General features: G+C 71.0%; 17 protein-coding genes and 1 pseudogene. 6 read left to right on the plus strand and 12 right to left on the minus strand.

Features of this window, described 5'->3' with window-relative positions; genetic code table 11:
• Window positions 1–135: 135 nt before the first annotated feature.
• Window positions 136–567, plus strand: a complete 432-nt coding sequence (locus P8A20_RS32665; protein WP_147962586.1) for a DUF7144 family membrane protein — start codon at window positions 136–138, stop codon at window positions 565–567.
• Here the strand turns inward: P8A20_RS32665 and P8A20_RS32670 are convergent.
• The 3 genes from P8A20_RS32670 to P8A20_RS32680 form a co-directional block, all read right to left on the minus strand.
• On the minus strand, window positions 524–1,855 hold the full coding sequence (locus tag P8A20_RS32670) for a chloride channel protein (RefSeq protein WP_147962587.1): 1,332 nt from the start codon (window positions 1,853–1,855) through the stop codon (window positions 524–526). The genes P8A20_RS32665 and P8A20_RS32670 overlap by 44 nt on opposite strands.
• A 135-nt stretch (window positions 1,856–1,990) precedes the next feature.
• Window positions 1,991–3,421, minus strand: a complete 1,431-nt coding sequence (locus P8A20_RS32675) for a DUF2252 domain-containing protein (RefSeq protein ID WP_147962588.1) — start codon at window positions 3,419–3,421, stop codon at window positions 1,991–1,993.
• Between the two features lie 137 nt (window positions 3,422–3,558).
• Entirely contained in the window at window positions 3,559–4,509 is a 951-nt protein-coding gene (locus P8A20_RS32680) for a DUF389 domain-containing protein (RefSeq protein ID WP_306104792.1), read from the minus strand.
• Window positions 4,510–4,832: 323 nt separating this feature from the next.
• Here P8A20_RS32680 and P8A20_RS32685 point away from each other — a divergent pair, with 323 nt between their 5' ends.
• The gene (locus P8A20_RS32685; protein WP_147962590.1) at window positions 4,833–5,063 is read left to right on the plus strand and encodes a DUF6011 domain-containing protein; all 231 of its coding nucleotides are present in this window, start codon (window positions 4,833–4,835) and stop codon (window positions 5,061–5,063) included.
• Between the two features lie 14 nt (window positions 5,064–5,077).
• Here P8A20_RS32685 and P8A20_RS32690 read toward each other — a convergent pair.
• Window positions 5,078–5,952: pseudogene (locus P8A20_RS32690) on the minus strand (acyl-CoA thioesterase).
• A gap of 34 nt (window positions 5,953–5,986) precedes the next feature.
• Window positions 5,987–8,500: a DEAD/DEAH box helicase gene (locus P8A20_RS32695; protein WP_306104793.1), complete on the minus strand. Its 2,514-nt coding sequence runs from the start codon at window positions 8,498–8,500 to the stop codon at window positions 5,987–5,989.
• A 156-nt stretch (window positions 8,501–8,656) separates the two neighbouring features.
• On the opposite strand from P8A20_RS32695, the gene P8A20_RS32700 reads away from it, so the two are divergent.
• Entirely contained in the window at window positions 8,657–9,448 is a 792-nt protein-coding gene (locus tag P8A20_RS32700) for a metal-dependent hydrolase (protein WP_147962593.1), read from the plus strand.
• Between the two features lie 55 nt (window positions 9,449–9,503).
• A complete protein-coding gene (locus P8A20_RS32705; protein ID WP_147962594.1) occupies window positions 9,504–11,039 on the plus strand; it encodes an ATP-dependent DNA ligase in 1,536 nt (511 codons plus the stop codon).
• Window positions 11,040–11,130: 91 nt separating this feature from the next.
• Here the strand turns inward: P8A20_RS32705 and P8A20_RS32710 are convergent, their stop codons facing one another.
• From P8A20_RS32710 to P8A20_RS32735, 6 genes are all read right to left on the minus strand, one after another.
• Window positions 11,131–12,492, minus strand: a complete 1,362-nt coding sequence (locus P8A20_RS32710) for an NAD(P)/FAD-dependent oxidoreductase (RefSeq protein WP_147962595.1) — start codon at window positions 12,490–12,492, stop codon at window positions 11,131–11,133.
• Window positions 12,493–12,646: 154 nt separating this feature from the next.
• On the minus strand, window positions 12,647–14,428 hold the full coding sequence (locus P8A20_RS32715) for an ABC transporter ATP-binding protein (RefSeq protein WP_147962596.1): 1,782 nt from the start codon (window positions 14,426–14,428) through the stop codon (window positions 12,647–12,649).
• Complete coding sequence (locus tag P8A20_RS32720; protein WP_147962597.1) at window positions 14,425–16,263, minus strand: ABC transporter transmembrane domain-containing protein; 1,839 nt, start codon at window positions 16,261–16,263, stop codon at window positions 14,425–14,427. Before P8A20_RS32720 ends, P8A20_RS32715 begins: the two co-directional genes overlap by 4 nt.
• Window positions 16,264–16,444: 181 nt before the next feature.
• Complete coding sequence (locus P8A20_RS32725; protein ID WP_147962598.1) at window positions 16,445–17,905, minus strand: Gfo/Idh/MocA family protein; 1,461 nt, start codon at window positions 17,903–17,905, stop codon at window positions 16,445–16,447.
• Window positions 17,906–18,400: 495 nt separating this feature from the next.
• A complete protein-coding gene (locus tag P8A20_RS32730; RefSeq protein ID WP_306104794.1) occupies window positions 18,401–21,346 on the minus strand; it encodes an FAD-binding and (Fe-S)-binding domain-containing protein in 2,946 nt (981 codons plus the stop codon).
• Window positions 21,347–21,392: 46 nt separating this feature from the next.
• Window positions 21,393–21,839, minus strand: a complete 447-nt coding sequence (locus P8A20_RS32735) for a MarR family winged helix-turn-helix transcriptional regulator (RefSeq protein ID WP_147962599.1) — start codon at window positions 21,837–21,839, stop codon at window positions 21,393–21,395.
• Between the two features lie 171 nt (window positions 21,840–22,010).
• On the opposite strand from P8A20_RS32735, the gene P8A20_RS32740 reads away from it, so the two are divergent.
• Window positions 22,011–23,846 (plus strand): ABC transporter ATP-binding protein, encoded by a 1,836-nt coding sequence (locus P8A20_RS32740; RefSeq protein ID WP_147962600.1) that lies wholly within the window; start codon window positions 22,011–22,013, stop codon window positions 23,844–23,846.
• Between the two features lie 160 nt (window positions 23,847–24,006).
• Here the strand turns inward: P8A20_RS32740 and P8A20_RS32745 are convergent, their stop codons facing one another.
• Window positions 24,007–25,083: an NAD(P)-binding domain-containing protein gene (locus P8A20_RS32745; RefSeq protein ID WP_147962601.1), complete on the minus strand. Its 1,077-nt coding sequence runs from the start codon at window positions 25,081–25,083 to the stop codon at window positions 24,007–24,009.
• Window positions 25,084–25,156: 73 nt separating this feature from the next.
• On the opposite strand from P8A20_RS32745, the gene P8A20_RS32750 reads away from it, so the two are divergent.
• Window positions 25,157–25,579 (plus strand): secondary thiamine-phosphate synthase enzyme YjbQ, encoded by a 423-nt coding sequence (locus P8A20_RS32750; protein WP_147962602.1) that lies wholly within the window; start codon window positions 25,157–25,159, stop codon window positions 25,577–25,579.
• Window positions 25,580–25,815: the final 236 nt, after the last annotated feature.

The following is a 25,815-nucleotide window of genomic DNA, read 5'->3' on the forward strand; positions in this document are numbered from 1 at the left end:
CCATATCTCAGCATGGAGAGGAACTGATGATCCGCATGCCGTCCGGATGGCAGCGTGTAAGTCTGATAAAAGGCGCATAAGCCGCACTGCCGACACGCGGTGTCGCGCATCGGCTGCACAACCGAGGAGGCCGACATGGCTGGAAGTGTGAGTGGGTCGCGTACGCATCACGACACCGCCGGAGGGCGCGGAGCCGCCGCGTCCGGCTGGACCGTCTTCGCGGCAGTGATGATGATCTTCGGTGGGGCGATGGCGATCCTCGAGGGCATCGCCGCCATCGCCAAGGACGACCTGTTCGTCACCACGAGCAACTACGTCTTCAAGTTCAGCCTGACGGGCTGGGGCTGGGTGCACCTCATCCTGGGGATCGTCGTCGTCCTCGCGGGCTGCGCGCTCTTCACCGGGGCCCTCTGGGCGCGCGCGGTAGGGGTCGTGCTGGCGGGGCTCCTGGTCGTCGCCAACTTCCTGTGGCTCCCGTACTACCCGTTCTGGTCGATCGTGCTCATCGCGATCAACATCTTCGTCATCTGGGCGCTGTGTTCGCCGCAGAAGGACGCTCGAGCCTGAGCACCAGCACGTAGGAGACCACCACGGAGACGATCACGAGCGGCATGACGGTGATGCCCTCGGATCCCAGCAGCAGCGTGGCCAAGAGCACCGATGTCATCGGCAGTCTGAGCATGGCCACGCACATGGCTCCGATGCCCATGGCGAAACCCGAGGTGGCGTTCAGGCCGGGCAGGTGCGACAGCGCCAGCCCGCCCGCCGCTCCCAGGAACATCGACGGGAAGATGGGGCCGCCCCTGAAGGCGCTCAGGGACGCCGCGTAGGCCAGTGCCTTGCAGACGATCAGCACGAGGAGTGACCCGACCGCGTACGTGGCGTCCTCGGCGAGCAGGCCGCCGAGGGCGCTCTGGCCGGAGTACAGCACCTCGGACGCGTTCCTGCCCGTGCTCTCGGCGTAGAGGAGTGCGAGGACGCCGACGGTGAGGCCCATCGCCACGGTCGCGATCACCCGCCGCTGCTCGACCCACTCCTGCAAGGACAGGGAAAGCCTCTTGACGCCCGTGCCCGCGAGGGCCGCGGCAACACCCAGGACGACGGCCCAGCCGAACTCGGCGACGGTGGGCTGGGGCGTGTGCGGCACATGGGGGAGGGTGAGGGAATACGTACCCAGACCCGTCCACGACCCCAGGCCGATGAAGATGAGTGATCCGATGCCGGAGGCGAGCAGTCCCGGCACGAGTACCAGGCCGAGCGTCATCCCGGCGAGGCCGGACGCCTCCATCAGCAGGAAGGCGCCGAGGAGCGGCGAGCCCAGCAGGGCGCTGACGGCGGCGAAGCTGCCCGCCGCCGCGACCATGGCGCTCGCGCCGGGCGCGATGCCCGGTTTCAGCAGCCGTGCCGCGCACACGGCCAGCCCTCCGCCGAGGGCGATCAGGGGTGCCTCCGGGCCGAGGACCGCACCGAGCCCGAGGGTCGTCAGGGCGGCGAGCGCGATGCCCGGCAGCTGTGCGGCAGTCGGAGCCCCCGTGTTCACGAAGCCTTCGGCCGGCCTGTGCCCGCCCGTCCCCGGGAGGTGGCGAATGGTCAGCGCGGTCAGCAGGCCCGCAACGGCGAGCAGCGGTACCGGCCACCAGGACGGGGTGCTCCCGAAACCCAGAGCGTGCGGCAGGTCCTCGTAGGTCAGGTCCTCCAGCTCGTGGACGAGCGCCAGGAAGCCGAACGCCGCGGCGGAGACGGGGACGCCGAGGGCCGCCACCATGACCAGGAGGACCGCGTATCCCCGGGTGCGGATCACCGTGAGCGGATCCGGGGTCTCGGTGCCGGGTGCTCCGACCGGTTCGGCCGACATGGTCATGGTCTCCTCGGGGTGGTGTCCCGCCGGGGCGTCGGCCGGGGTCCACACGGTGATACCACGATGTCCGGTTATGTCCGTGAAGTACCCGCTGTGTGCGAGTGATGAATACAGGGCCTTCGTGCCCCGGCCCTACCTCTCGCCGGCCCCGGCTGCCTGGAGGCGGCCCGCGGCCACCGCGTCGACGAGCGCCCGGTGGTCCCTCTCGTTCTGGTCGGCGTACCGCTCGGCGAACGTCTCCAGCGCCCGGTCGAACACGTCGCCGTGGCCGAGATAGGCCGCGATGGCGATGCGGTCGCCGGACCGCGCGTGCGCACGCGCCAGCGTCGTCCCGCACAGCTCCCCGAACGCGGCCATGCCGCGCGGCACCATCTGCTCCGGTGCGGCGATGCCCTTCCAGTCGCGCAGTTGCCGCACGTAGAAGTCCCGGCGCTTCCCGTCGAACCCGTCGACCCGCTCCCAGCCCAGGAACATGTCGCCCGCGGCCTGCATCAGCCGCTGGCCCGCCACCACGCGCTCGCCCTGGTTCCGGTACGCACTCGCCCCCGCGAAGGGCGCCAGTACCGAGGTGTCCGCCTCCTTCGCCTGGAGGAAGAGCGGATCCTCACCGTCCCTGCCCATCAGGAGGAAGATCCAGCAGCGGGTACCGACACTTCCCACGCCCACGACCTTGCGGGCCATGTCCACGGGCCGGAAGTCCGCGAGCAGGGAACGCCGGTCGGACGGGAGGCTGCGGGCGTAGCCCCGGAGGAGCTTGCGGAACCGCTCCTCGGTCACACGCCGTTCCGCATCGGGCAGCAGGTCCCCGAGCGGCACGACCAGAGGCGGGTCCGGTGCGATGCGGAGCCGCCCGTCGGTCACCTCGGTGAGTTTGGCGAACGCCTGCAGGCTGTCCCTGGTACGGGCCTTCGCCGTCGCGCTGGCGACGCGCCTGCGGCCCGCGGCTGCCAGCTTTCCGGCTGCCACGGCCCTCAGGCGCTCCTCGTCGGTCTTCGCGTACCAGACGTCGAGATTGCGCATGTCCGCGAACCGGATCATCGATTCCCGGTACGACCGCACTGTGGCCCTTACGATCCGGGCGCGCTCCTTGTCCGTGAAGCCGTTCGCGCGCCCCGCGATGACGAGGCTGGCGGCCAGCCGCTTGACGTCCCACTCCCAGGGCCCCGGCAGCGTCTCGTCGAAGTCGTTGATGTCGAAGAGCAGATGGCGCTCGGGAGAGGCGAGCAGCCTGAAGTTCAGCAGGTGGGCGTCGCCGCACAGCTGGGCCCTGATCCCCGAGGCCGGAGTCCCGGCCAGATCGGAGGCCATGATCGCCGCGGCGCCCCGGTAGAAGCGGAACGGCGACTCCGTCATCCGCCCGTACCGGATCGGGACGAGTTCCGGCACCCTGGCCGCGGACTGTGCCTCCAGGAGGGCCAGCGGGTCCGGACGCCCGGCCGGCGGCTCGTACGCGTGATGGCTGGACCTGGGGACACGTCGGCGGGCCGCCTTGCCGAGAGCGGCCCGCTCCTGCGGTGTCGCGCCGGGTACGGCACGGAGCGGCGAGATGCGTTCCTGGGGCATGGCGGCCCTCCTGACTGCGTGCGGGTCCGTGCGGGCGGCCCCCTGCCTCCCATCATCCCGGCCCGGCCCCGTTCCGGCCGCTCGGGCGGCCCCGCGCCTGCCCGCCGGCCGGGGGAGGCGTTGCGGCCTCCGGTGCGTCAACCGCTCCGCGCCTCCTGCTTCCGGCCCACGTGCCGCCAGATGGCGCGCTGGGACCTGAGGGCCAGGGCGCCCACCGTGATCAGCACCGCGATGTTGACCAGGAGCTGGATCAGGGAACCCCATGCCTCGGACCAGCTGCTGAAGGCCGTGGAGACGCTGATGGCCGCGGCCGCCGGGATGGTCGTCACCGAGATGAAGACCCCGAGCAGGGCGCTGGTGCGGGCCTCGGTGAGCGACACGATGCCGACGACGCCGGCCAGGGCCGCGACGGCGAAGGAGAAGAAGTTGGGCGTGTTGATCAGGTCGGAGACGGGGCGCAGCCCCTGCTTGAAGGCCCGCGACTCGAAGCCGAACCCGCGGATCAGCAGACTGAAGAGGAACGTGACCGTGATGGTCAGCAGGAAGCCCTTGAACAGCGCGTTCAGCCCTCGGTGGGCCATGCCGCCGTCGCGTCTGTCGATGCCCAGTGCCACGGAGACGATCGCCCCGTACTCGGGGCCGACGACCATCGCGCCGACGATGAGGATCTGGGAGTTGGTCACGATGCCGACCGAGCCGATCAGGCCCGCGACGACCAGGTAGAGGTAGAAGCTCGGCGCGTACCTCCCCCCTGACCGGATGCGTGCCTCCACCTGTTCCCAGACCGGGGCGCCGGTGAGCGCCCCGAGCCGCCGGCTCGCGGCCTCCGAGGCACGCCCGGGGAACGCCATGTCGACCGGCTGGATCACGAGCGACCCGTCGACGTCGACCCGCAGGTCCCGCAAGCCGCGCAGCACCTCATTGGCGGCTCCCGCCAACACGTCGCAGGCCACGGAGTCGCCGTCGGGGCTGCGCGCGGCGCCACGGCTCACGATCAGGTTCAGGACGTACGGATCGCCGGCGAGGAACTCCTCGACCCGCTCCGTGAGCTCCGGCGGGCTGACCGCGCGGACATGGATCACGTCCACGCGCCGCCCCCGCGGGGCCGGGGAAGCGGGCGGCAGCGGCTTGTCGGACAGTGGCTTTCGCGGGGGTATGCCAGAGTTCGGGCGGTCATGGATCGATACGCTCCCACGGCGGCGCACGGTCTGATGGGCGACCTGCGGACGAGCGCGCTCGTTTCCGCGCAGGGTGTCGTCGACCGGCACCTGGAGGGCTACCGCGGCTCGCACCCCGCGAGACCGGGCAACGCCGCCGCGGGGCAGCTCCAGCTGGATCACGGCCGCCCGGACCCTCGCCGAGGCGCTCGACCGGCAGAGAGCATGACCGTCACGCTTGAGAGGATCCGTACGTGGAATCCTCCGAGCCCCTTCCCGAACTCTTCTCCGCACCGCAGCCGGAAGCCGGCCGCCGTGGGACCCGCCGCACGGTGCGGTGCGCCCTGTGCGGGCGGCCCCTCACCGGCGCGGAATCGCGCCGTACCGGGCTCGGCCCCGCCTGCGACGCCAAACTGCATCCGGCGGGCCCGGACATCCGGACCCGCCGTCACGAGGTCGACCAGGACACGCTGCCCGGTACCTGACCCCCAGGACAGGCCTACGCGCCGTCGAGACGGCGGAAGAGGCCCTCCTGGACCACGGACACCAGCAACTGCCCCTGGCGGTCGTAGATCCGGCCCCTGGCCAGTCCCCGGCCGCCCGTGGCGATCGGGGACTCCTGGTCGTAGAGGAACCACTCGTCGGCCCGGAACGGCCGGTGGAACCACATGGCGTGGTCCAGCGAGGCCATGTCGAAGCCGCGCGGTCCCCACAGCGGCTCGACGGGGATCCGTACCGCGTCCAGCAGCGTCATGTCGCTGGCGTACGTCAGCGCACAGGTGTGCACGAGCGGGTCGTCACCCAGTGGTCCGACCGCGCGCATCCACACCGCGCTGCGGGGGTCCGCGTCCTTGATCTCCTCCCGCGTCCAACGCAGCCGGTCGACGTAGCGGATGTCGAAGGGCTGGCGGCGGGCCATCCGCTCCAGCGACTCCGGCAGGCCGCCCAGGTGCTCACGCACCTCGTCGGCGACCGTCGGCAGCTCGGCCGGGTCGGGCACGACACGGCCGGCGGCAGCTGGTGCTCGAATCCGGCCTCCTCCGGGCGGTGGAAGGACGCCGTGAGATTGAAGATGGTCCGGCCCTGCTGCACGGCCGTGACCCGGCGTGTGGTGAAGGACCGGCCGTCCCGCACCCGCTCCACGTCGTACACGATCGGCACGCCCGGACGGCCCGGACGCAGGAAGTACGCGTGCAGCGAGTGCACCGGACGGTCGCCGTCCGTGGTACGGCCGGCGGCCACCAGCGCCTGGCCCGCGACCTGCCCGCCGAAGACCCGTTGCAGGGACTCCTCGGGACTGCGGCCGCGGAAGATGTTGACCTCGATCCGCTCCAGGTCGAGCAGATCGACCAGGCTGTCGGCGGGGTTCGTCATGCGGTTCTTCTCCACTCTCCTGGCCGGCGTGCCGTCACAGCTGGCCCACGGCCGTGACCCGGACGACCGCCCGGCCCTCCTCGTCGGAGGCCGCGAGATCGACCTCCGCACGAATTCCCCAGTCATGGTCCCCGGCCGGGTCGGCGAACGCCTGCCACACCCGCCACAGACCGTGCCCGGGGTCCTCGTCGATCTTCAGCAGCTTCGGGCCGCGCGCGTCCGGGCCCGTGCCCAGCTCCTCGTGCGCGTCCCAGTAGGCGTCCATCGCCTCGCCCCACGCGTCCTCGTCCCAGCCCGCGTCGGCGTCCAGCTCACCCAGGTCACGGACCCGGTCCAGAGCGGCCAGCTCCACCCGGCGGAACATCGCGTTGCGCACCAGCACCCGGAAGGCGCGGGCGTTGGCCGTCACCGGCTTGACCTCGTCGGCCCGCTCCTGCGCCTGCTCGGCCGTCTCCACCTCGGGATTGGCCAGCTGCTCCCACTCGTCCAGCAGACTGGAGTCCACCTGGCGCACCATCTCGCCCAGCCAGGCGATCAGGTCCTCCAGGTCCTCGGACTTCAGGTCGTCGGGGATGGTGTGCTCGAGGGCCTTGTAGGCGCTCGCCAGATACCGCAGGACGATGCCCTCGGTACGGGCCAGCTCGTAGTTCGAGGTGAACTCCGTGAAGGTCATGGCCCGTTCGTACATGTCCCGGATCACGGACTTCGGCGACACCGGGTGGTCACCGACCCACGGGTGGCTGGTGCGGTACACGTCGTAGGCGTGCCAGAGCAGCTCGCTCAGCGGCTTGGGATAGGTGACCTCCTGGAGCCGCTCCATCCGCTCCTCGTACTCGACGCCGTCCGCCTTCATCTGCCCGACGGCCTCACCCCGCGCCTTGTTCTGCTGGGCGGCCAGGATCTGCCGGGGGTCGTCGAGCGTCGACTCGACGACCGACACCATGTCCAGGGCGTACGACGGCGATTCGGCGTCCAGCAGGTCGAAGGAGGCCAGCGCGAAGGTGGACAGCGGCTGGTTGAGCGCGAAGTCCTGCTGGAGGTCGACCGTGAGCCGCACGATCCGGCCCTCGGCGTCGGGCGTGTCGAGCTGCTCCACGACGCCGCCGTCGAGCAGCGACCGGTAGATAGCGATGGCGCGGCGGATGTGCCTCAGCTGCGCACGGCGCGGCTCGTGGTTGTCCTCCAGCAGATGCCGCATCGCCTCGAAGGCGTTGCCCGGGCGGGCGATCACCGAGAGCAGCATCGTGTGGGTGACCCGGAAGCGCGAGGTCAGCAGCTCCGGATCGGACTGGATCAGCTTGTCGAAGGTGGTCTCCGACCAGGCGACGAATCCCTCGGGGGCCTTCTTACGGACCACCTTGCGCTTCTTCTTGGGGTCGTCGCCCGCCTTCTTGACGGCCTTCTCGTTCTCGATGACGTGCTCGGGGGCCTGCGCGACGACGAAACCGGCCGTGTCGAAGCCGGCCCGGCCGGCGCGGCCCGCGATCTGGTGGAACTCACGGGCGCGCAGCGTGCGCACCCGGGTGCCGTCGTACTTCGTGAGGGCGGTGAACAGCACCGTGCGGATGGGTACGTTGACGCCGACGCCCAGCGTGTCAGTCCCGCAGATGACCTTCAGCAGGCCCGCCTGGGCGAGCTTCTCCACGAGCCGCCGGTACTTGGGGAGCATCCCCGCGTGGTGCACCCCGATCCCGTGGCGCACGTAGCGGGAGAGGTTCTGCCCGAACTTGGTGGTGAAGCGGAAGTTGCCGATCAGATCGGCGATCTTCTCCTTCTCCTCCTTCGTGCACATGTTGATGCTCATCAGCGACTGCGCCCGCTCCACTGCCGCGGCCTGCGTGAAGTGCACGATGTAGACGGGCGACTGCCGGGTGTCCAGAAGTTCGGTGAGCGTCTCCGTGATCGGCGTCAGCCGGTACTCGTAGCTCAGCGGCACCGGGCGCGTCGCCGAGCGCACCACGGAGGTGGGGCGGCCGGTGCGGCGGGTCAGGTCCTCCTCGAACATCTTGACGTCACCGAGGGTCGCCGACATCAGGACGAACTGGGCCTGCGGGAGCTCCAGGATCGGGATCTGCCAGGCCCAGCCGCGGTCCTGCTCCGCGTAGAAGTGGAACTCGTCCATCACGACCTGGCCGATGTCGGCGTACTTGCCGTCCCGCAGCGCGATCGAGGCGAGGACCTCGGCGGTACAGGCGATGACCGGGGCGTCGGCGTTGACCGAGGCGTCGCCGGTCAGCATGCCGACGTTCTCCGTGCCGAAGAGCTTGCACAGGTCGAAGAACTTCTCCGAGACGAGGGCCTTGATCGGGGCGGTGTAGAAGGTGACCTTGTCCTGGGCCAGCGCCGTGAAGTGCGCCCCTGCGGCGACCAGGCTCTTTCCGGAGCCCGTGGGGGTGGAAAGGATCACGTTGGCCCCGGAGACCACCTCGATCAGCGCCTCCTCCTGAGCCGGATAGAGGGTGATCCCCTGCGATTCGGTCCATGACGAGAAGGCCTCGAAGAGGGCGTCCGGGTCGGCGGTCGGCGGGAGCTGATCGATAAGGGTCACGCCCCCATCTTGCCTGCCTCCTGCCCGGATGAGGGAACCGGAGCATCCGCTGAAGATCACGGACGATACGCTGCCCACTCAACTCGGCCGCATCACAAAGACTATGGCGGCCCGGCCGGAACGCCCGGCCGAATCACGATGGGGGCGGGAAGAACCATGATGGGACCGGCACACTCACTGTCAGGGGCGGCAGCCTGGCTGGGGGTGGGTGCCGCGGCCGCCGCCGCGGGCCACACGATGCCCTGGCCCGTCCTGGTCGTCGGGGCCCTGATCACCGCAGGCGCGGCGCTCGCCCCGGACCTCGACCACAAGTCGGCCACGATCTCGCGCGCCTTCGGCCCCGTCTCCAAGACACTCTGCGAAGTCGTCGACAAGCTCTCCTACGCCGTCTACAAGGCGACCAAGGGAGCCGGGGACCCGCGCAGGACCGGCGGTCACCGCACCCTCACCCATACGTGGCTGTGGGCGGTGCTGATAGGCGCGGGCTGCTCCGTGGCGGCGATCACCGGCGGCCGCTGGGCGGTCCTGGCCATCCTCTTCGTCCACCTCGTGCTCGCCGTCGAGGGCCTGCTGTGGCGCGCGGCCCGCGTCTCCAGCGACGTCCTGGTCTGGCTGCTCGGCGCCACCAGCGCATGGATCCTGGCGGGCGTGCTGGACCAGCCCGGCAACGGCTCCGGCTGGCTGTTCGACGCGCCCGGCCAGGAGTACATGTGGCTCGGACTGCCCATCGTCCTCGGCGCCCTCGTGCACGACATCGGTGACGCGCTCACGGTCTCCGGCTGCCCGATCCTGTGGCCCATACCGATGGGCCGCAAGCGCTGGTACCCCCTCGGTCCGCCGAAGTTCATGCGCTTCCGGGCCGGCAGCTGGGTCGAGATCAAGGTGCTGATGCCCGTCTTCATGATCCTCGGGGGAGTGGGCGCCGCCGCGGCCCTCAACGTCATCTGACGGCCTTCGAACCGCCCGGGGGGCGGCGAACCCCTCGACGTAGCACGATGGCCGCATGCTGCTCGCCAGGATCGCCCTCGTGTCCCTGGAGGTCGCCGCGACCTCGGCCCGGACCCGGAAGACCGCCCTGCTGGCCGGACTCTTCCGGGACGCCGAGCCGGACGACGTCCCGGTCGTGATCCCCTACCTCGCCGGCCGGCTCCCGCAGGGGCGGCTCGGGATCGGGTGGAGCACCCTGCGCGTCCCGGTCACCCCCGCCGGCGAACCCACGCTGACCGTGGCGGGGACGGACGCCGAACTCAGCGCCATCGGCGCCCTGAGCGGCACGGGCTCGCAGGCAGCCCGCAGGGAACGCCTGACCCGCCTGCTCGGCGCGGCCACCGCGGACGAACAGTACTTCCTGCGCGGGCTGCTCACCGGAGAGGTCCGCCAGGGAGCCCTGGACTCCCTCGCCGTCGACGCCCTGGCGGACGCCGCGGGGGCGCAGCGCGCGGAGGTACGGCGTGCCGTCATGCTCGCCGGTTCGTCGGTGCCCGTCGCCCGCACGCTGCTGTCCGAGGGCCCGGCGGCGCTCGCCGCCTTCCGCCTCACCGTCGGCCGTCCGGTCCAGCCCATGCTCGCCCACACCGCCCGCTCCGTCGTCGAAGCGATCGACCGGCTCGGTCCCTGCGTCGTCGAGGAGAAGCTCGACGGCATCCGCGTCCAGGTGCACCGGGACGGACCGCAGGTGCGCGTCTACACCCGCGCGCTCGACGACATCACCGACCGGCTCCCCGAGCTCGCGGAAGCGGTGACCGGCTTCCGCGACGAACGGTTCATCCTCGACGGCGAGGTGATCGCCCTGGGACCCGGCGGGAGGCCCAGGCCGTTCCAGGAGACCGCCGGCAGGGTGGGATCCCGGCGCGACGTCGCCGGCGCGGCTGACGCCGTCCCCGTGGTCCCCGTCTTCTTCGACGCGTTGTCCGTGGACGGACGCGACCTCCTCGACCTCCCCCTCACCGAACGCCACCGGGCGCTGGCCGATCTTGTCCCCGAGCCGATGCGGGTGCGCCGCCTCGTCGTGGACGACCCCGGGGACGAGTCCCGGCGGGCCGCCGCGGTGGCGTTCTCCGAGGACACCCTGGCCCGTGGCCACGAAGGCGTCGTGGTCAAGGGCACCGCGGCGCCCTACAGCGCCGGCCGGCGCGGCGCCTCCTGGCTGAAGGTGAAGCCCGTACACACCCTGGACCTGGTGGTGCTGGCTGCCGAATGGGGGCACGGCAGACGCACCGGCAGACTCTCCAACCTGCATCTGGGGGCGCGCAGGGACGACGGCACGTTCGCGATGCTGGGCAAGACCTTCAAGGGGCTCACGGACACCATGCTCAGCTGGCAGACGGAACGTCTCCGGGAACTGGCCACCGGCGACGACGGGCATGTGGTGACGGTGCGCCCGGAACTGGTCGTGGAGATCGCCTACGACGGGCTCCAGAGCTCCACCCGCTACCCGGAGGGCGTCACGCTGCGGTTCGCCCGCGTCCTGCGCTACCGCGAGGACAAGAACGCCGAGGACGCGGACACGGTCGGCACGGTCCTGTCCCGCCGGGCATGAGCCGTCACGGCGTCGCCCGACTCCTCGCCCCGCCTGACGCCGGCCCCCGCCCGCACGGCGTGGGCCGGGGGAGGGGGCCGGGAAGAGCGGCTCAGCCGCGGGTGTCCGCGCCCGCCGTGTGGGCGCGGATCTCGTCCGGCGTGAGATAGGCGTCGGTGTACTCGAAGTCGCGCAGGGTCGCCTGCTTACGTGCCTGGAAGCCCGTCCGCACGAAATCGTCACCGGCGATCGCGTTCAGCAGCCAGTTGGTCATGACCCTGGTCTTGGCGACGTTGGTCCGCAGTGCGGCCCAGTGGTAGCCGCGAGCCGCGGCCTGGGCGGGCAGGCCCTTCAACTCGATGCCCAGCGGCTTCGACACCGCGTCCCTGCCGCCGAGGTCCACGACCAGACCCAGGTCCTTGTGGACGTACGACTCCAGCGGCCGGCCACGCAGGGACGCGATGATGTTGTCGGCCAGCTTGCGGCCCTGGCGCATGGCGTGCTGGGCGGTCGGCGGGCAGATCGCCCCGTCGCCCTTCGCCAGGTCCGGTACCGCGGCCGCGTCACCGAGAGCGAACACCCCGTCGGCACCGGGCAGGCTCATCTCCGGGGTCACCGCCAGCCGTCCCCGCACGGTCTCGGCGTCGAGGGTGGCGATCAGCGGACTCGCCGCGACCCCCGCGGTCCAGATCAGCGTGCGGCACGGCAGCACCCGGCCGTCCGTGAACGTCACCTTGTCCGGCCCCGCCTCCGCCACGGACACACCCAGCGAGACCTCGATACCGCGCTTGCGCAGGATCTCCAGGGCGCTGAGACCGAGCTTGTCGCCGAGCTCCGGCATCAGTTTCGGCGCGATGTCGATCAGATGCCATTTGATCAGCCTGGGATCCAGCCGGGGGTAGTGCTTGACGGCGTTGCTGGTCAGCAGCTGCAGACACGCGGCCGTCTCCGTGCCGGCGTACCCGCCGCCCACCACCACGAACTGCAGCCGGGACGCGCGTTCCTCCTCGTCGTGACTGGCGTCGGCCAGATCGAGCTGGGAGATGACGTGGTCCCTGATGTAGGCGGCCTCCGCCAGGGTCTTCATACCCCGTGCGTTGTCGACCAGCCCCGGGATGTCGAAGGTCCGGGTGACGCTGCCGGCGGCCAGCACGATGTAGTCGTACGGCTCGTTGACGATCTCGTCCGTGATCTTCCGGACCACACAGACCTTCGCCTTCGTGTCCACCCCGATGGCCCCGCCGGGCACGATCCGGGTGCGGTGGCGCCGACTGCGGCGCAGGGACACGGCGACCGACTGGGGGGTGAGCACCCCGGAGGCGACCTGTGGGAGCAACGGCAGGTAGAGCTGGTACGAGAACGGGGTGACGAGCGCGATGTCCGCTTCGCCGGGAGCGAGGCTGCGCTCCAGTCGGCGCACGCACTCGACCCCGGCAAAGCCGGCGCCGACAACGAGAATCCTGGGTCGTGCCACGGTGTGCGTCCCTTCTCGGGCTTACGCGGTCATCGCTCGCCTGCCCCGTATCCGGAGCCAGTCACTCCCTCATCCTCACCGCAGGGGACGGAGTCCGCCTCTTGTGCGACGGCCGGCGGGCCGCCGCACAGGAGGAGGAGCGGGGAACCGCCGCTCAGCCGTGCCAGGAGCGCCACAGCGCCGCGTACGCGCCGTCCGCGGCCACCAGCTCGTCGTGGCTGCCCAGTTCGCTGATCCGGCCGTCCTCCACCACCGCGATCACGTCCGCGTCGTGCGCGGTGTGCAGCCGGTGGGCGATCGCCACCACCGTACGACCGTCCAGCACCCGCGCCAGCGAACGCTCCAGATGACGGGCCGCCCGGGGGTCGAGCAGCGAGGTCGCCTCGTCCAGGACCAGCGTGTGCGGGTCAGCCAGGACCAGGCGGGCCAGGGCGATCTGCTGCGCCTGCGCCGGGGTGAGGGCCAGACCGCCCGAGCCGACCTCCGCGTCCAGGCCGTCGTCGAGGGCCTCGGCCCAGCCGTCCGCGTCCACCGCGGCGAGTGAGGCCCACAGCTCCGCGTCCTCGGCGTCCGTACGGGCGAGCAGGAGGTTGTCGCGGAGCGAACCCACGAAGACGTGGTGCTCCTGGTTGACGAGAGCCACATGCTTCCGCACCCGCTCCGCCGTCATCCGCGACAGCTCGGCGCCGCCCAGCGACACCGAACCCGCACGGGGCGCGTAGATACCCGCCAGCAGCCTGCCCAGCGTGGACTTGCCCGCGCCCGACGGCCCGACCAGTGCCAGCCGTGTCCCGGGCGCCACGTCCAGCGACACCTCGTGCAGGACGTCGACGCCCGCGCGGTAGCCGAAGCGCACCTCCTCGGCCCTCACCTCCCGGCCGTCCGGGCCGACGAGGTCGTCCCCCGCGTCGGGCTCGATCTCCCGTACGCCGACGAGCCTGGCCAAGGACACCTGGGCCACCTGCAACTCGTCGTACCACCGCAGGATCAGACCGATCGGGTCCACCATCATCTGCGCCAGGAGCGCCCCGGTCGTCAGCTGCCCGACGGTGATCCAGTCCTCCATCACGAACCAGCCGCCGAGCAGCAGCACCGCGCCGAGAATCGTCACGTACGTGGTGTTGATGACCGGGAAGAGCACCGAACGCAGGAACAGGGTGTACCGCTCCCAGGCGGTCCACTCCGCGACCCGCCGGTCCGAGAGGGCGACCCTCCGGGCCCCCAGCCGGTGGGACTCGACGGTCCGCCCGGCGTCCACGGTCTCGGCGAGGGCGGCCGCGACCGCCGCGTACCCGGCAGCCTCCGAACGGTAAGCGGAGGGCGCACGCCGGAAGTACCAGCGGCAGCCGACGACCAGCACCGGCAGCGCGATCAGCACCGCGAGTGCCAGCGGCGGGGCGGTCACGGTCAGCGCGCCGAGCAGCAGCCCGGCCCAGACCACACCGATCGCCAGCTGCGGAACGGCCTCACGCATCGCGTTGGCCAGCCGGTCGATGTCCGTCGTGATCCTGGACAGCAGGTCCCCGGTACCGGCCCGTTCCAGGACCCCGGGCGGCAGCCCGACCGACCGTACGAGGAAGTCCTCGCGCAGGTCGGCGAGCATCTCCTCGCCGAGCATGGCCCCGCGCAACCGCATCGTCCGGGTGAACACGGTCTGCACGACGAGCGCCAGAGCGAACACCGCGGCGGTGCGCTCCAGGTGGAGGTCGGTGACCCCGTTCGAGAGGTCCTCGACCAGTCCGCCGAGCAGGTACGGGCCGGTGATCGACGCGATCACCGCGACGGCGTTGACCGCGACGAGCACCGTGAAGGGTCTGCGGTGACGCCGCAGCAGGGCGTTCACGTACGCCCGCACGGTCGTCGGCGTGCCGACCGGCAGGGTCGTCGCCGACTCCGGTGCGGCCGGGTCGTACTCCGGTGGTGCCAGGCCGATCATGCGCGCTCCTCGATTTCCTCGGCCGCACGGGCCGGCCGGAGACCGTCGACCGTGGCGAGCCCGTCCTGTGCGGCCGCTTCCACGGCCTCTTCCTCGGTCTCGCGGGTCACGACGGCCCGGTACAGGGGTTCGTGCCGAAGCAGTCCGCGGTGTGTCCCCGCGGCCACGACGGTGCCCCCGCGAACGAGGACGACGCGGTCGGCGAGGTCGAGCAGCAGAGGTGACGAGGCGAAGGCCACCGTCGTACGGCCCCGGCGCAGCTGCTCGATGCCGGCGGCGACCCTGGCCTCCGTGTGCGAGTCCACTGCGGACGTCGGCTCGTCGAGCACGAGCACCTGCGGGTCGGTGACCAGGGAACGGGCCAGGGCGAGCCGCTGGCGCTGACCGCCCGACAGAGACCTGCCGCGCTCGGTGATCCGGGTGTTCATCGGGTCGCCGTCCGCGTCGACGGAGGCCTGGGCCAGCGCGTCGAGCACGTCGTCGCAGCGGGCTGCGGCGAGCGCGTCCCGGGCCGTCACCTCGCCCGAGGACGGCACGTCCAGCAGCTCCCGCAGTGTCCCGGAGAGCAGCACCGGGTCCTTGTCCTGCACGAGCACCGCGGTCCGCGCGGTGTCGAGCGGCAGCTCGTCCAGCGCCACCCCGCCCAGCAGCACCGAGGGAACCGGTGGGGACGCCTCGTCCTGCTCGGCGTGTCCGCCGAGCCGTTCCGCCAGCCGCCCGGCCTCGTCGGGATCGCCGCAGACCACCGCGGTGAACACGCCCTGCGGCGCCATCAGCCCGGTCGCCGGGTCGTACAGATCGCCCAGAGGCGCCTCGGCGTCCGCCGTCGGGGGGCGGACGCTGCGACGCAGGGACAGCACACGGACCGCGCGCTGCGCGGAGGGCCGCGAGAAGGAGTACGCCATGGCGATCTCCTCCACGTTGCGCAGCGGGAACAGCATCAGGGTCGCCGCGCTGTAGACGGTGACCAGCTGACCGACGTCGATCCGGCCGTCCCGGGCGAGCGTCGCCCCGTACCAGACCAGAGAGATCAGCAGAACTCCCGGCAGGAACACCTGGATCGCCGAGATGAGGGACCACATCCGGGCACTGCGCACGGCGGCCTCACGGACCTCCTGGGAGGCACGCCGGTAGCGTCCGAGGAACAGCTCCTCGCCGCCGATGCCGCGCAGCACCCGCAGCCCGGCGACCGTGTCGGAGGCCAGCTCCGTGGCGCGTCCCGCCTTCTCGCGCTGGAGATCCGCCCGGCGGGTGGCCCGGGGTAGCAGCGGCAGGACGGCCAGCGCCAGCACCGGGGTGGCGATCGCGACCAGCACGCCCAGCGAGGGCAGGTAGAGGACCAAGCCCACACAGATCAGCACGAGGGCGGTCGCGGCGGCCAGGAAGCGCGACAGCGCCTCGACGAACCATCCGATCTTCTCGACGTCGCCGGTGGACACCGCGACCACTTCTCCGGCGGCCACCCTGCGGGTCAGCGCCGATCCCAGCTCCGCCGTCCTGCGGGCAAGCAGCTGCTGCACCCGGGCCGCGGCGGTGATCCAGTTGGTGACCGCCGTCCGGTGGAGCATGGTGTCGCCGACGGAGATGAGGACGCCGAGGACGACGAGGAGGACGCCGGCCGTCACGAGGTCCCGGCCGGAACGGTCGATGACGGCCTGCACCGACAGGCCGACCGCGAGGGGGAGGCCGGCGATCGCGCAGTGGTGGAGCAGCCCCCAGGAGAGGGACTTGAGCTGGCCGTTGAGCTGACTTCGCCCGAGCCAGAACAGGAAGCGGGGGCCGGACCGTACATCGGGATCGCCGGGATCCGTGTACGGAAGATCGCGAATCTGCATGACGTCCCAAGGATCGGAAGCGGAGATCCGTCGTGGATCTCGTGGAACAGTGGGGGACCAAACCGTGCAAGGTTCGCTTCCTGACCCTGTCCGGGGCAACCGATTTATTCCGGCGGGACGGCCGGTTCCACCGTGGGTGGAGGAGCCCCGCCACCGGCCGTGGTGACGGGGCGTGGGCCGTCTATTCGGTGGGTCGGTCGGAGTCCACGCCGGAACGTGCCTTCCTCCACTCGCCCCGGGTGAAGTCGGGGATCTGCTGCGGCGCACCCTTGGCCTTGATCGACAGGTGGCTGAGCGGCACGGGCGCGGTCCAGGTGGCGGCGTCGTACACGTCGAAGTCGGGGGCGAGCCCGAGCCGCATGCACTGCATCAGCCTGAACACCATCATGTAGTCCATCCCGCCATGGCCTCCCGGCGGGTCGGAGTGTTCCTTCCACAGCCAGTGGTCCCAGTCGGCGTACGCGCCGAAGTCGGCCCACTCGTCGTTCGAGTGGTCCGGTTCGAGGTAGATCCGCTCCGGGTAGTCCTCGAACACCCCTTTCGTGCCGCCGAGGCTGTTGATCCGCGAGTAGGGGTGAGGTGTCGACACGTCGTGCTCCAGGCGTATCACCCGGCCCTTGGCGGTCTGGACGAGACTGATCGTCCGGTCGCTCTCGATGTAGGTCTCCTTCCAGCTCGCGTCGCCGGCAGGCATGTGCTCCTTGCGGTAGGCGGCGAGACCGAGCGAGGGCGTGCCGACACTCGTGATGCTGACCGCGCGATCGCCGCGGTTGACGTCCATGTAGTTGGAGACCGGGCCGAAGCCGTGGTTGGGGTACAGGTCACCGCGCAGCCGCGTGTGCCACAACCGCCGCCAGGGGCCCTCGTAGTAGTCCGGGTCGAACATCAGGCCGCGCAGGTCGTGGTTGTAGGCGCCCGCCCCGTGCAGCAGATCACCGAACAGACCGGCGTGCGCCATCCGCAGCACCCGCATCTCGTTGCGCCCGTAACAGCAGTTCTCCAGCTGCATACAGTGGCGCCTGGTCCGTTCGGAGAGGTCGACCAGCTCCCAGAGCTGGTCCAGCCGCAGTGCGATCGGACACTCGACACCGACGTGCTTGCCGTTCAGCATGGCCGTCCTGGCCATCTCGAAGTGGAAGTCCCAGGGCGTCGCCACGTACACGAAGTCGATGTCTCCGCGTGCGCAGAGGTTCGCGTAGTCGTCCTCCCCCTTGGTGTACACGGCGGGTGCGGGCTGACCCGCGGCCGTGACCTTCGCGGCTGCTCGCTCGGCCTTGTCCTTCACCGGATCGCAGACGGCGACGACCCGCACCCCGTCGACGGCGAGGAAGAGGTCGATCATGCTGCCGCCGCGGTTGCCGAGCCCCACGATGCCGACGCGCACGGTCGAACGACGGTCGAAGCGGACCCCGGCCATGGTGGCGCCCCTGCGGGCCGGAACGGACAGGGCTTCGGAGTCCGCGGGGTGCTCGGCGGCCGATGCCGAGCCGGAGCCGAGCGCCCCGAGTCCGAGTCCGGTGCCCGCGACTCCCACCGCGCCGGCTGTGGTGCGAAGGACGGAACGACGGCTCAGCGAGCTGTCGTCCGTGGTCTGCGGGTCCTGGTCCCACGAATTCCGGTCCTGTGGTGCGTCGTCATTCATCTGGCCTCCAGAGAGGGGAGTCGACGGTGCGCGTACGGTTCCCGGGGCCCGCGTGGACACGGCGGGTCCCCGAACCTCGTCAAGGACCTTGGTGGGTGGGGCTGGTGTTGCGCAAGAGGCAGTGATCGGACTACGGCGTCAGTGTGGGGCCCCGACGGACTACCGCGTCCGTGAACGGGGCTTCGACGAACCACGGCGTCCGTGCAGGGCCCCCGCGCCGTGCGTTTGTGGACCACGGCCCTGCGGCAGTCCCATGACGCGGTGCTCCGGGCGGCCGACGGTGAGCCGCACGAGGACGGGCAGGGCGGTCAGGATCGGGCGGGACGGGCAGGCCGGGCGGGGCGGGCGGCAGGATCGGGCAGGACCCGCAGCCGGCTCGGTGGGCGAGGGGACGGCGGGGGACGCTGCCGTCCGGCCGGTAGGAGGGGGCGAGGTCCCGGCCCGGCGCCCGGGGGCAGACGTATCCCCCTGCGGCGACGCGCCGCTGACCCGCCTTCAGAGGACCGGCCGGGTCGCCCGCTCCAGCTCGATGAGGGCCGAGTGGTAACGGTGGCCGGTCGCACGGTCCATCCCGATCTCGCACGTACGGTTCGCCGACAGATAGGCGTCGTACGGACGGGTGTTGACCTCCGCAGCCTCCTTGGCGGTCGCCGAGTCCGTCAGCTCCTTGTGCAGCATGCCCCGGTCGCCCGCGAACCCGCAGCAGCCGACGTCGTCGGGCACGACGACCTCCTCGGCGCAGGCCTCCGCCACCGTGCGCAGGTGGGGGACGTCGCCGAGATGCTCCATCGAGCAGGTGGGATGCAGGACGGCGGAACCCGCCCGGCGGAACACCGTCAGATGGGGGAGCAGCTCGTCAGCGGCCCAGACGAGGGAGTCGACGAACGTCATCTCCCGGTGCAACGCCCGGTTGTCCTCCGTGAGATGGGGAACCACCTCGTGGGCCAGGCCCAGGGTGCACGACGACGCGTCGACGACCAGCGGCAGAGAACCACCTCCGGTCCAGCCCCAGGCGGCCTCCACGATGCGATTGGCCATGATCGCGTCGGCGACGTCATATCCCTTGGAGTGCCAGATCGTCGCGCAGCAGGTGCCCGAGACGTCCTCGGGAATCCATACGGGTCTGCCGGCCCGCGCGGAGAGGGAGACGACGGACTCGGCGAGCGACAGCGCTCCGGCGTCCTCGCCGGGTCCGGCGAAGATGCGGTTCACGCAGGCCGGGTAGTAGACGGCGCGCGCACCGGACCGGGAGGTGGGCGGCAGGGCGCGGGACGCGGCGCCGGGGATCTCCGGCAGCCATTCCGGCACCAGGTCCGGACGCACGGCCCTGCGGGCGAGCCGGGTCACGGCCTCCAGCAGCCGGTCGCCGGCACGGCGGGTCACGACGTCGGCCACACCGAGGGCGACCCGGGCCGACGCCTCCACGAACCCGAAGTGCCGCGCGGTCAGAGCTGCCACCCGCTCCTCACGGGCGGAGTGACGACGATGGCGGAAGTCCTTCATCATCGCGCCGGTGTCGATGCCGACGGGACATGCGAGCTTGCAGGTGGAGTCGCCCGCGCAGGTGTCCACGGCGTCGTAGCCGTAGGCGTCCAGCAGGCCGGCCTCCACCGGGGAGCCGTCCGGCTGGCGCATCATTTCCCGGCGCAGCACGATCCGTTGGCGCGGCGTGGTGGTGAGGTCCTCGCTGGGACAGGTCGGCTCGCAGAAGCCGCACTCGATGCACGGGTCGGCGACCGGCTCGACCTTGGGGATGGTCTTGAGCCCGCGCAGATGCGCCGCCGGATCCCGGTCCAGCACGATCCGGGGGGCCAGGACCCCGTCCGGGTCGATGGCCTCCTTCGTGCGCCACATGAGAGCGGTCGCGGTGGGACCCCACTCCCTCTCCAGGAACGGCGCGATGTTCCGTCCCGTGGCGTGCTCCGCCTTCAGCGACCCGTCGAAGCGGTCGACGACGAGCGTGCAGAACTCCTCCATGAACGCGGCGTAGCGTTCGACGTCGGCCGGCTCCGCGGCGTCGAAGGCCAGCAGGAAATGCAGGTTTCCGTGCGCCGCGTGACCCGCGACCGCGGCGTCGAAGCCGTGGACGGCCTGCAGGGCGAGCAACGCCTCGCAGGCTTCCGACAGCCGGGACGGGGGGACTGCGAAGTCCTCGGTGATCAGGGTCGTGCCCGCGGGACGGGAGCCGCCTACGGCGGTGACGAACGCCTTCCGCGCCTTCCAGTACCCCGAGACGGCGCCGGGGTCGCGCGTGAACTCGTTGGTGACGGAGACCGCAGGAGCCACGAGACCGATGCCGTCGACGACCGAGGCCGCGGCCCGCTCGCAGACGGTCAGCGCGTCTTCGTCCGGGGCGCGGAACTCCACCAGCAGCGCGGTCGTCCCCTGCGGGAGCCCCGCCCAGTCCGAGGGAACGCCCTCGACCCGGACCGAGGCGCGCAGGGTGTTGCCGTCCATCAGCTCCACGGCGGTGGCCCCCGCCTCGTTGAAGCGGGGCACGGCCGCCGCGGCCGCCGAGAGGGAGGGGAAGAACAGGAGCGCGGACGAGACGTGGCGGTCCAGGGGCAGGGTGTCGAAGACGACCTCGGAGATGAATCCGAAGGTGCCCTCGGAGCCGACCATCAGGCCCCGCAGGATCTCCACCGGGGTCGATCCGTCCAGGAACGCGTCGAGGCGGTAGCCGTTGGTGTTCTTGATCTCGTACTTGGCACGGATCCGGGCGGTGAGCCGCTCGTCGGCCTCGATCTCGGCCTTCAGCGCCAGCAGCTCGTCGCACAGGTGCGGTTCCGCGTGGCGCAGCAGCTCGTCGGCGTCCGCCTCACCCGTGTCGACCACCGTGCCGCTCGGCAGGACGAAGGTCAGCGAGGAGACCGTACGGTACGAATTCCTGGTGGTGCCCGCGGTCATGCCCGAGGCGTTGTTGGCCACGACCCCACCGACGGTGCAGGCGATGGCACTGGCGGGATCGGGGCCAAGGACCCGCCCGTGCCGGGCGAGCGCGGCATTGGCCCGCATGACGGTGGTCCCGGGCCGGATCCGGGCCCGGGCACCGCCGTCGAGGACCTCGACCCCCGTCCAGTGCCGGCGTACGTCGACGAGGATGTCCTCGCCCTGCGCCTGGCCGTTGAGGCTGGTGCCGGCGGCCCTGAAGACGACACCGCGGCCGTTGCCGTGCGCGTAGGAGAGGATCGCCGAGATGTCGTCCAGGTCCTCGGGGACCACGACGACCTGCGGCAGGAAGCGGTACGGGCTCGCATCGGAGGCATACCGCACCAGGTCCGAGATCTGCCAGAGCACCTTCTCCGGACCGAGCAGGGCGGTCAGGCCGGCCCGCAGTTCCGCCGGGCTCCCCGACGCCTTCCAGCCGGGCACCCGATCGGGGGACGGGGCACGTGCCGTACCGGGGCGCAGGGCTTCCGGCTTCGGCTCCAGCAGCGGCATGTCAGGGTCCCCTCGACGGCGCGGTGCGGTGGCCGCACCGCCTGCCTCAGCAGCGGCGGCGCTCCGGCATCCCGTCGACCAGAGCGGTGAGCAGGCCGCCGAGCACCTCACGCTGTTCGGCGGTCAATGGAGCCAGGATCTCCTCCGCGGCCGCCTTCCGCGCGGCGCGCATCGAACGGAGCACCTCCCGGCCCTCCTTCGTGATCTCGATACGGACCACCCGGCGGTTGGTCGGATCCGGGGCACGCCGCACCCTGCCGCTCGCCTCCAGGCCGTCGACCAGAGTGGTCACCGCCCGGGGGACGACGTCGAGCCGCTCGGCGAGATCGGCCATCCGGGGCGCGCCCTCGTAGTGCGCGGTCGTGCGCAGCAGGCGGAACTGGGCCGGAGTGATGCCGATCGGCTCCAGCTGGCGGCTCTGGATGCGCTGGAGGCGGCGCGTGAGTCGCAGGAGCTGCTCGGCGAGCATGCCGTCGGAGTCGGGGGAGTCCATGAGGGAACAATATCAGGACCTGGTTCATTGTGAAGATGGGTAACAATGAGCTAAGCTCTCAAAGGTCGGCTCGCCCTTCACCTCCGAGACCTCTGTGTCCGCTGCCGTGAGCCCGAGCCCCTTTCGCGTCCCTTTTTCGTCCCTGTTCCCCACGCGCCTTCGAAGGAGCCCATGAAACCCGACGAACCCGCCTGGACACCTCCAGCCGCAGACTCCGGCCAGCCGCCTGCCGAGCTGCGCCGCATCTTCCGTCTCTTCCGTCCGTACCGGGCCAGACTCACCGTGGTGGGCCTGCTGGTCGGCGCCTCCTCCCTGGTGTCGGTCGCCTCACCGTTCCTGCTCCGCGAGATCCTGGACACCGCGATCCCCCAGGGCCGCACGGGTCTCCTCACGCTGCTCGCACTCGGCATGATCCTCACGGCCGTGATGACCAGCGTCTTCGGTGTCCTGCAGACCCTGATCTCCACGACGGTCGGACAGCGCGTCATGCACGACCTGCGCACCGCCGTCTACACCCAGCTCCAGCGGATGCCGCTCGCCTTCTTCACCCGGACCCGCACCGGCGAGGTCCAGTCCCGCATCGCCAACGACATCGGCGGAATGCAGGCGACGGTCACCTCCACCGCGACCTCCCTGGTCTCCAACCTGACCTCCGTGGTCGCCACCGTGGTCGCCATGCTCGCCCTGGACTGGCGGCTCACCGTCGTCTCGCTGCTCCTGCTGCCCGTCTTCGTCTGGATCAGCCGCCGTGTCGGCCGGGAACGCAAGAAAATCACCACCCAGCGCCAGAAGCAGATGGCCGCGATGGCAGCCACGGTCACCGAATCACTCTCGGTCAGCGGCATCCTGCTCGGCCGCACCATGGGCCGCTCGGACTCCCTCACCCAGAGTTTCTCCGAGGAGTCGGAGCGCCTGGTCGACCTCGAGGTGCGCTCCAGCATGGCGGGGCGCTGGAGGATGTCCACCATCGGGATCGTGATGGCCGCCATGCCTGCCGTCATCTACTGGGCAGCGGGCCTCACCCTCCAGTCGGGCGTCACCGCTGTCTCCATCGGCACACTGGTCGCCTTCGTCTCGCTCCAGCAGGGCCTGTTCCGTCCCGCCGTGAGCCTGCTCTCCACCGGTGTGCAGATGCAGACCTCCCTCGCCCTGTTCGCCCGCATCTTCGAGTACCTCGATCTCGAAGTGGACATCACCGAACCGGAGAAGCCTGTCCGGCTCGAGAAGATCCGCGGTGAGGTCGCCTTCGAGGACGTCACCTTCAGCTACGACGCGAAGAGCGGCCCGACCCTGAGCGGCGTCGACGTGACCGTGCCCGCGGGGAACAGCCTGGCCGTCGTCGGACCCACGGGTTCGGGCAAGTCCACACTCAGCTATCTGGTGCCGAGGCTGTACGACGTCACAGGGGGCCGGGTCACGATCGACGGGGTCGATGTGCGCGACCTCGATTTCGACACCCTCGCCCGCGCCGTCGGCGTGGTCTCCCAGGAGACGTACCTCTTCCACGCCTCGGTCGCGGAGAACCTCCGCTTCGCCAAGCCGGACGCCACCGACGAGGAGATCGAGGCCGCGACCCGCACCGCGCAGATCCACGACCACATCGCGGGGCTCCCCGACGGCTACGACACCCTGGTCGGCGAACGCGGGTACCGGTTCTCAGGTGGCGAGAAGCAACGGCTGGCCATCGCCCGCACCATTCTCCGGGACCCGCCCGTGCTGATCCTCGACGAGGCGACCAGCGCCCTCGACACCCGTACGGAACACGCTGTACAGCAGGCCATCGACGCCCTGTCGAAGGGGCGCACCACGCTCACCATCGCGCACCGGCTCTCCACCGTCAGGGACGCGGACCAGATCATCGTCCTGGACGACGGCCGTGTGGCAGAGCGTGGCACGCACGAGGAACTGCTCGCGCAGGACGGACGCTACGCCGCCCTGATCCGCCGTGACAGCCATCCGGCCCCGGCAGCCACGAGCGAAAGCCACCTGGCCCCGGCAGCCACGTGAACCCGGCGCGGCCGTATGGCTGCGGCAGCCACATGAGCCCGGTGGTCGTCCGGGGATCGTCCGCAGATCCGGCCGCCTGGCGTGCGGCATGCTCGCCGCCCATGAGAGCACTGCCCGGAGTGGAACTCCCCGGGACGCCGGCCCGAAGGAGGAGCAAGGCTCAGGCCGGTACGCCGTCCAACAACCGGGTCACCGAACGGACCGCCTCCCGGCCTGCCCGGTTGGCGCCGATCGTGCTGGCGGACGGGCCGTACCCGACGAGATGGACGCGCGCGTCCCGCACGGCCCGGGTGTCCTCGACACGGATGCCGCCGCCGGGCTCGCGGAGTCTCAGCGGCGCGAGATGATCGACGGCGGCCCGGAAGCCGGTCGCCCAGAGGATGACATCGGCCTCCACCGTGCGGCCGTCGGGCCAGGCCACGCCTTCCGGCGTGATGCGTTCGAACATGGGGAGCCGATCGAGTACTCCCTCATCGCGTGCACGCCGCACGGCGTCGTTCAGCGGCAGCCCGGTCACGCTCACCACACTCTGCGGCGGCAGCCCGCGGCGTACGCGCTCCTCGACCATGGCCACCGCTGCCCGCCCCTGCACCTCGCCGAACGGCCCCTCCCGGAAGACCGGAGGGCGCCGAGTCACCCAGTACGTCTCCGACGCCACCTCGGCGATCTCCATCAGATGCTGGGTGCCCGACGCGCCGCCGCCGACCACGATCACCCTCAGGCCGGCGAACTCCGTGGGCCCCGGGTAGTTCGCAGTGTGCAACTGCCTTCCACGGAAGGTCTCCTGGCCGGGGTAGCGGGGCCAGAACGGCCGGTCCCAGGTGCCGGTGGCGTTGATCAGGGTGCGCGTTGCGTACACGCCCTCGGAGGTCTCGACCAGCAGTCGGCCATCTGCGCCCTCGCGTACGGCGCTCACCTCGACGGGGCGGTGCACGCGCAGACCGAAACGTTGCTCGTAGGCGTCGAAATAGCCCCCGATCACCTCTGACGAGGGCCTGCTGTCATCCGCACCGGTCAGTTCCATACCGGGCAGGGAGTGCATCCCGTGCACCTTGCCGTACGTCAGTGAAGGCCAGCGGAACTGCCAGGCGCCGCCGGGCCGGGGCGCGTGGTCCAGCACGACGAATTCCCGGTCGGGCCCGAGGCCGGCGCGGCGCAGGTGGTAGGCGGCGGACAGCCCGGCCTGCCCGGCGCCGATGACGACCACGTCCAGCTCACGCGTCCCAAAGTTGTTCACGCTTCTACCAACCCTGGCCGCACCCCGGATCTTCCCGGCGGGCGTTCAGCCCCGGAGACAGGAGAATGGGGTCATGCCCGCCACCTTTGCCACACACCTGCTGAGCGTCACCACGGGACGCACCGAAACGGTCGCCGACCTGACCGAGGACTGCGCACAGTTCCTCGCCCGAACCGCGCACGGCAGGGACGGCCTGCTCAACGTCTTCGTACCCCATGCCACCGCCGGGATCGCGATCCTGGAGACCGGGGCCGGCAGCGACGACGACCTCCTGACCGCCCTGCAGACCCTCCTCCCGGCCGACGACCGCTGGCGCCACCGCCACGGAAGCCCCGGCCACGGCCGCGACCACGTACTCCCGGCACTCGTACCCCCGCATGCCACGCTGCCGGTGGTCGGGGGGAGGCTGGAGCTGGGGACGTGGCAGTCGGTGTGTCTGGTGGACACGAACGTCGACAATACGGACCGTCAGGTGCGGCTGAGCTTCCTCGGATAGCGCGTTGCTCCGGCGGGAATGTAGAGGGGGATTCCGGCCGTGCCAACCGATTGGTACGAACGGAACGGATGCCCACCGGTCCGCCGGCCACGGTTGAGTGCGAGAGCGATTTGGTCGACGCCGCAACCGGACGTCGTGTTGCCGCCACAGGCTGCCACCGTGTTGCCCGGTTCACTGCCATCGGTGTCCGTCACCGACCCAACCAGCGGGCTGAGCCGGCACTTCGTCGACTTCAG

Origin of the sequence: Streptomyces sp. Alt3 (assembly GCF_030719215.1) — a bacterium.
Classification (GTDB): Bacteria; Actinomycetota; Actinomycetes; order Streptomycetales; family Streptomycetaceae; genus Streptomyces; species Streptomyces glycanivorans.